5 protein-coding genes are annotated in these 6,230 nt (G+C 72.5%); all 5 read right to left on the reverse strand.

Annotated elements, in window-relative coordinates; all coding sequences use genetic code 11:
• Nucleotides 1-92 precede the first annotated feature (92 nt).
• Nucleotides 93-956, reverse strand: a complete 864-nt coding sequence (locus ABZZ74_RS32525) for a phosphatidylinositol-specific phospholipase C/glycerophosphodiester phosphodiesterase family protein (protein ID WP_356771059.1) — start codon at nucleotides 954-956, stop codon at nucleotides 93-95.
• 171 nt (nucleotides 957-1,127) lie between these two features.
• Nucleotides 1,128-2,201, reverse strand: a complete 1,074-nt coding sequence (locus tag ABZZ74_RS32530; protein ID WP_356771061.1) for an acyl-CoA dehydrogenase family protein — start codon at nucleotides 2,199-2,201, stop codon at nucleotides 1,128-1,130.
• Entirely contained in the window at nucleotides 2,198-3,379 is a 1,182-nt protein-coding gene (locus ABZZ74_RS32535; protein ID WP_356771063.1) for an acyl-CoA dehydrogenase family protein, read from the reverse strand. The genes ABZZ74_RS32530 and ABZZ74_RS32535 overlap by 4 nt, the downstream gene beginning before the upstream one ends.
• The gene (locus ABZZ74_RS32540) at nucleotides 3,376-4,353 is read right to left on the reverse strand and encodes an NADPH:quinone oxidoreductase family protein (RefSeq protein ID WP_356771065.1); all 978 of its coding nucleotides are present in this window, start codon (nucleotides 4,351-4,353) and stop codon (nucleotides 3,376-3,378) included. The genes ABZZ74_RS32535 and ABZZ74_RS32540 overlap by 4 nt, the downstream gene beginning before the upstream one ends.
• A gap of 365 nt (nucleotides 4,354-4,718) precedes the next feature.
• A partial coding sequence (locus ABZZ74_RS32545; RefSeq protein WP_356771066.1) for an ATP-binding protein occupies nucleotides 4,719-6,230 on the reverse strand: 1,512 nt, incomplete at its 5' end.

The following is a 6,230-nucleotide window of genomic DNA, read 5'->3' on the forward strand; positions in this document are numbered from 1 at the left end:
CGCCGCACGTGCGGTTCACGGCTTTCGGCCGCAAGTGTGGCGTAGCGGGGGGTTCGTCCGGGCGGCTGACCTGTCCTCCGAACGTGTGGTTCTCAGCCCGCCTTGTGGGTGTCCAGGAAGGACTCCAGTCCGGCGAGGTCGTCGGTGTTGAAGAAGTCGATGCCGGCGGCGAGCAGTTCGGTCCACAGCGCGTCCCGGGCGGGCCCGGCCACGTCGGGGGTGTTCCAGAACCGCACCTTCTGCCCGGCCTTGTGCGCCTGGCCGATGATGCCGCGCAGCTTCTGCCGCTCGGCCTCGGGGAAGGCGCCCACGCCCAGCCAGGTGAAGTTGAGCTGCCAGTTGTCGCTGATCAGCGGGACGAAGGAGGCGGGTGCCGAGGTGCCGAGGTCGGTGAGGCGGCCGTCGTAGAAGGCGCGGCGCACGCTCTGCGCCTCCATGGGGATGCGGGCGGCCCGGTCGCCGGAGATGACGTTGGTGACGGCGCCGGGGTGGACACGGCCGTGGGCGTACGTCGTGAACAGGTGCTTGTAGCGCTGGAGATGGCGGTCGAGTTCGAGGTAGGTCGAGGAGCCCTCGGTCTTGATGTCGATGAGCAGCTGCAGTGGCCGGTGCCAACCCCGGTACACGGAGCCGTGGTTGGCCTTGACGATGCGGGCCAGCGGGTCGAGGTAGAGGGACTCCAGGGTGCGGGTCGGGTCGAGGTCGTCGACCGTGTGCCCGATCAGCAGCTGGTCGCCGACGAGGAAGATGTCGGCCTCGACGCTGCCGAACCGGTGGTCGAGCGCGTCGAAGAGGGGGCGCGGGTGCTCGTAGTCGTTGTGGGCGTGGGCGCGCCACAACGGGCGCTTGGTGTGCTTGCGTCCGTCCGCGAACGCGCTGCCGGCCGGCGGGGCGAGCACGGCGGCGAGTGTGGCGCCGAAGGTGGTGAGGGCTCTGCGGCGGGTGACGAGGGCCATGTTCTGCCTCCCTGTGGGGCGGGTCGGAACCACAGGGAGTATGAGGCGCGTTGGCACCCTATGAACCTGTACATGCCAGGAGTTGGCCGGACTGCCGTCACCCGTTCACTCCTTCGGCACGGGCACACGAAGAAGCCCGCCCCAGGTGGGGCGGGCTTCACCAAGTGACCGTCAGGGGGCCTGCAGGTCGACGAGTTCGGCCACCGCGCCGCGGTGGGCGCCGGCCGTGCCGTAGGCGATCGAGTCGGCCTTGGCCCGCTTGAGGTAGAGGTGGACGGGGTGTTCCCAGGTCATGCCGATGCCGGCGTGCAACTGCAGCGCCTCCTCGGCGGCGTGGACGGCGACGGGCGACGCATAGGCCTGGGCGACGGCCACCGCGAGGTCGATCTCCTCCCCGGTGGCGAGCGCGTCGGCCGCGTTGCGGGCCGCGGCACGGAGGCTCGCGACCTCCAGCCACAGCTGGGCGAGCCGGTGCTTGAGCGCCTGGAAGCCGCCGACCGGCCGGTTGAACTGCTTGCGCTCCTTCAGGTAGCGCACGGTCTCCGTCAACGTCCATTCCGCGAGCCCGAGTTGCTCGGAGGCGAGCAGTCCGGCACCGGCCCGCAGCGCCCGCCGGACGGCGGGTCCGGCGTCGCCGAGGCGTCGGCCCCGGGCACCGTCGAGCGTGACGGTGGCCAGCGGCCGGGTGAGATCCAGGGACACCTGCGGGGTGACGGTGGCGTCGGCGGCCTCCACCGCGTACAGCCCGCCGTCCTCGGCCGACACCAGCAGTACGTCCGCCACGACGGCGTCCGCGATGCCGGTCAACTCCCCGTGCAGGGCGCCGCCTTCCAGCCGTACGGCGGGAAACGCGGTGCCCGGAGCGCGGTGCAGTCCGACCGCGAGCACCCCGATGGCCCGCCCTGAGGCCAGCCGGCCGAGCAGTTCCTCGTCCCCGCACTCCAGCAGGGCCTCGGTGGCGACGACGGCGCTGGCGAGGTACGGCACGGGGGCGACCGCGCGGCCCAACTCCTCCAGGACGACGGCGACTTCGCGGTGCGTGGCACCCTGTCCGCCCTGCGCCTCGGGCACCAGCAGGCCCGCGAGGCCCATGCCGTCGGCGAGGGCCTTCCAGGCGGCGAGGTCGTGCGGGGCGTCGGACTCGGTGCGGGCGATGACGTCCGGGGCGTCGCAGTGGTCGGCGAGCAGGTCCCGTACGGCCGCCCGCAGCGCCTCTTCCTCCTCCGAGTACAGCAGGTCGGTCATCGGGCGAGGTCCTTCCAGGCGACGTCCTTGTCGGTGCGCGGCTCGGCGGGCAGGCCCAGGACCCGCTCGGCGACGATGTTCAGCAGGACCTCGCTGGTCCCGCCCTCGATGCTGTTGCCCTTGGAGCGCAGATAGCGGTAGCCGGCCTCGCGGCCCGTGAAGTCCACCAGTTCCGGGCGCCGCATGGTCCAGTCGTCGTACAACAGGCCCTCCTCGCCGAGGAGTTCAACCTCCAGGCCGCTGATCTCCTGGTTGAGGCGGGCGAAGGCGAGCTTCATGCCGGCGCCCTCGGGGCCGGGCTGGCCGGCGACCAGCTGCTGGCGCAGGCGCTCGGCGGTGAGGCGCGAGACCTCGGATTCGACCCAGAGCTTCAGCAGCCGCTGGTGCAGGTCGTGGGTGCGCAGCTCGGGCCGCTCGCGCCAGGTCTTCGAGACGGGGCCGATCATGCCGCCCTCGCGGGGCAGCCGCATACCGCCGATGGCGACGCGCTCGTTGTTCAGCGTGGTCTGCGCGACCCGCCAGCCGTCGCCGACCTCGCCGAGGCGCCGGGAGTCCGGGATGCGGACGTCGGTCAGGAAGACCTCGTTGAACTCCGCCTCGCCGGTGATCTGCCGCAGCGGGCGGACCTCGACGCCGGGGTCGGTCATGTCACAGATGAAGTACGTGATGCCCGCGTGCTTGGGCACGTCCGGGTCGGTGCGGGCGATGAGGATGGCCCAGCGGGCGAGATGGGCGCTGGACGTCCACACCTTCTGCCCGTTGACCACCCATTGGTCGCCCTCTCGGGCGGCCCTGGTGCCGAGCGCGGCCAGGTCGGAGCCGGCGCCCGGCTCGCTGAAGAGCTGGCACCAGACCTCCTCCCCCACCCACAGGGGCCGCAGATAGCGCCGCTTCTGCTCCTCGGTCCCGTACTTCAGGATGGTCGGCGCGGCCATGCCCAGCCCGATGCCGATGCGCCTGGGATCGTTGTCGGGGGCCCCGGCGGCCTCCAACTCGGCGTCCACGACGGATTGCAGGGACCGGGGCGCGCCGAGGCCACCGAGGCCCTCGGGGTAGTGAACCCAGGCCAGCCCCGCGTCGAAGCGGGCCCGGAGGAAGTCCAGGCGGTCGGTGCCGGCCGGCGGATACGCGGCCAGCAACTCCCGTGTGCGGCGCCGCAGTTCGGCTGCGTCGGTCATGCAGCGGTTCCCTTCTCCAGCGACGGGACGACGACCACCCGGCCGGTGGTCACACCGTCGGCGACGCGCTGCACGGCCGCCGCGCCCTCCTGCAGCGGCACCCGCTCACTGACCAGTGGCTTGATGGCGCCCCGGGCGGCGAGTTCGGTGAGCTGTTCGTGGCAGTGCTGGACCAGCTTGGGATTCTTGGTGTTGTACAGGCCCCAGTGCAGACCGAGGATCGAGTAGTTCTTCACCAGCGCGTGGTTGAGCCCGGGCGCGGGGATGTTGCCGCTGGCGAAGCCGACGACGACGATCCGGCCCTCGAAGGCGATGACCTTGGTCGACTGCGTGTAGGCCTCGCCGCCGACCGGGTCGTAGATCACGTCGGCGCCCCGGCCCCCGGTGGCCTCCTTGACCGCGCTCACGACGTCCTCACCGCGCCGGTCGATGACGACGTCACAGCCCAGCTCCCGGGCCACCACGGCCTTTTCGGCGCCGCCCACGACACCGATGACCCGTGCCCCGGCGGCCTTGCCGAGCTGTACGGCCGCGCTGCCGACCCCTCCTGCGGCAGCGTGGACCAGCAGCGTCTCCCCGGCCTCCAGGTGCGCCCGGCGGTGCAGGCCGAACCAGCCCGTCTGATAGCCGATGTGCAACGCGGCGGCCTCGGCGTCGTCCAGCGAGTCCGGGGCGGTCAGTACGGCGGCGGCGTCCGCGACGGCGTACTCGGCGAAGCCGCCGTACGGCAGCGCGGGGTTCGCGATCACGCGGCGCCCGTCCTCGGTCTCGCCGCAGATCTCCACGCCCGGCGTGAAGGGCAGAGGCGGGCGGACCTGGTACTGGCCGCGGGCCATCAGCACGTCCGGGAAGTTGATGTTGGCGGCACGCACCTTCAGCAGCACCTGGCCCTCGCCGGGCGTGGGCGGCGCCACCTCTGCGAGGCGCATCACCTCACTCGGCTCGCCGTTCTCGTGCACTTGCCATGCCTGCATGCGGTGCCTCCACGGGACTGCGTCGACTGCGTCGTCCGACCGGGTCACTCGCATACTAAGCGGTCGCTTGCCAACCTGGGAACCGCCTCCGGCCAAACCGCTCAGTGGCCCGCGCCACGAACACGTCCGACCGCCCGCAGAGGATCGACGGACGCGCAGCGGAGGTGCCGACCACGGCGCAGCGCATCGAGCCGATGTCAGCGTCGACCGGACAGCCGACCAGGACCGAGTACACCCTGGGGACGGCGTGCTGCTGCACGCGCGGCCCGACCGCGACGACGGCTCCTCCGCGGACCGGGTGGCGCTCGGCCTGCTGCGGCACTTCGGCCTTCCCGCCACCGAGGCCGAGCGCAGTCTCACCGTGCTCAGAACTGTCCACGGGAGTCCGCGGTGTGGTCCGGTGGCGTGGACGGTTGCCGCAGGAGTTGTTCGATGAGGCGTTCCTTGGCCAGGGCGAGGTGGCGCCGGTAGGTGCCGTAGGGCACCCCGAGCCGTCGGGCGGCGGCCTTGTGGGTGCGGCAGGCGGTGACGTAGGTGGCGGTGAGGGCCTCGTGGGCCTTGACGCCCGCGGGGTCGGTCTGCAGCGCGTCGAGGGCGGTGACGATGGCGCGGCGCAGGTCGGCGGCCGGGTCGGCCGAACCCGGCGGCACGAGATGGGAGTTCAGCAGAACACTGGTCGCGAACGCCCGGGGCGTGTGCCAGGTGCGCAGCGCCTCCAGTACGGCTTCCGCGAATGCGGCACGCGCCGACTGGTCGCCCGGCCCGCTCCTGGCGAGGGTCGAGGGCCAGGTCGAGACAGGGGTGACCACCGCGCGGGCCCGGTGCTGCGCCCAGTGCTCCATCGTCTGCCGTCGCCAGTCCCGGCCGAAGACATGCTGTCGCCGCCCTCCGACGTCCACCGCCGCGACCTCCGGCATCCCGGCCTCGGCGAGGTAGCGCCCCCACCGGTCGGCGTCCTCGAAGACGGTGAAGGTCACCGCGCGCCCGTGGGTCCTCATCTCCTCACCGATGGCGCGCCGGCTGATGAGTTCCATCAGGGGCGACGGCCGCTGGTGCCCGCCGGACTGCACCGCGAAGCGGCGGATGCCCAGGTGTTCGCCGGGCCGCAGCGGAGCGGCCGTCTCCACCAGCTCCCAGACCGCCGCGATCACCGGGTCCTCGGCACAGTCCTCGGGCAGCGGTGCGTCCAGCCGCAGAATGGCCATGAAGGAAACGGGTGCGGACGAGCCCACATGGCGGTGGACGCGGAAGGCCTCCGGCTGGCGGCGCACCCAGTGCTCGACCGCCGCCGCCGATGCCGGGCCCTCCGCCTCCTCGGCCATGCGCAGCACGCCGGGCACGTCCTCGGGCCGGAGCGGAGTGTCCTCGATGTGCGGATGCGTCCGGTAGTTGTACAGGTCGTCCGGTCCGCCCCGGTGGCGGAAGAGGAACATCCACTCCGCGACCCGCAGCAGCGCGTCGTCGGGGGCGGCGGCGCGCACGGCCCGCAGACCGGCGAGGGAGATACGGACGCGTACGTCGTCGTGGCGCTCGGGGTCCCGCCAGCGCAGGTCGGCCTCGAGGGTCGCCCGCACCGCGTCATGCGGGTGCAGCCCCTCGGGAGTGGCCTCGATGTAGGGCAGTTGGCGCAGCCAGGAGAACACCGCGTCGGTGTCCTCGTCTCCCAGCACCGCGCGCAGCAGGGGTTCGCGGGTGACGTAGGCCTGTGCGACGACCTCGAGGGCGCGTCGGTGGACGGCGCTGGGCAGGTCGCCCACGAGCCGTTCGACCAAGGTCGTCAGGACGTCGCCGGTCGGCTCCCAGGGTGCGCCGGGTGCAGCCGGGGGCACGGAGGCCGCGAGCGAGAGGGCGAGCGGGCTGCCTCCGGCGAAGGCGAC

Origin of the sequence: Streptomyces sp. NPDC006476 (genome assembly GCF_040612015.1) — a bacterium.
In the GTDB taxonomy this organism is placed as follows: domain Bacteria; phylum Actinomycetota; class Actinomycetes; order Streptomycetales; family Streptomycetaceae; genus Streptomyces; species Streptomyces griseorubiginosus_B.

Coding starts and splice junctions, on each gene's coding strand:
- ABZZ74_RS32540 (WP_356771065.1), bottom strand. CDS start 4,353: ATGCAGGCATGGCAAGTGCACGAGAACGGCGAGCCGAGTGAGGTGATG.
- ABZZ74_RS32525 (WP_356771059.1), bottom strand. CDS start 956: ATGGCCCTCGTCACCCGCCGCAGAGCCCTCACCACCTTCGGCGCCACA.
- ABZZ74_RS32530 (WP_356771061.1), bottom strand. CDS start 2,201: ATGACCGACCTGCTGTACTCGGAGGAGGAAGAGGCGCTGCGGGCGGCC.
- ABZZ74_RS32535 (WP_356771063.1), bottom strand. CDS start 3,379: ATGACCGACGCAGCCGAACTGCGGCGCCGCACACGGGAGTTGCTGGCC.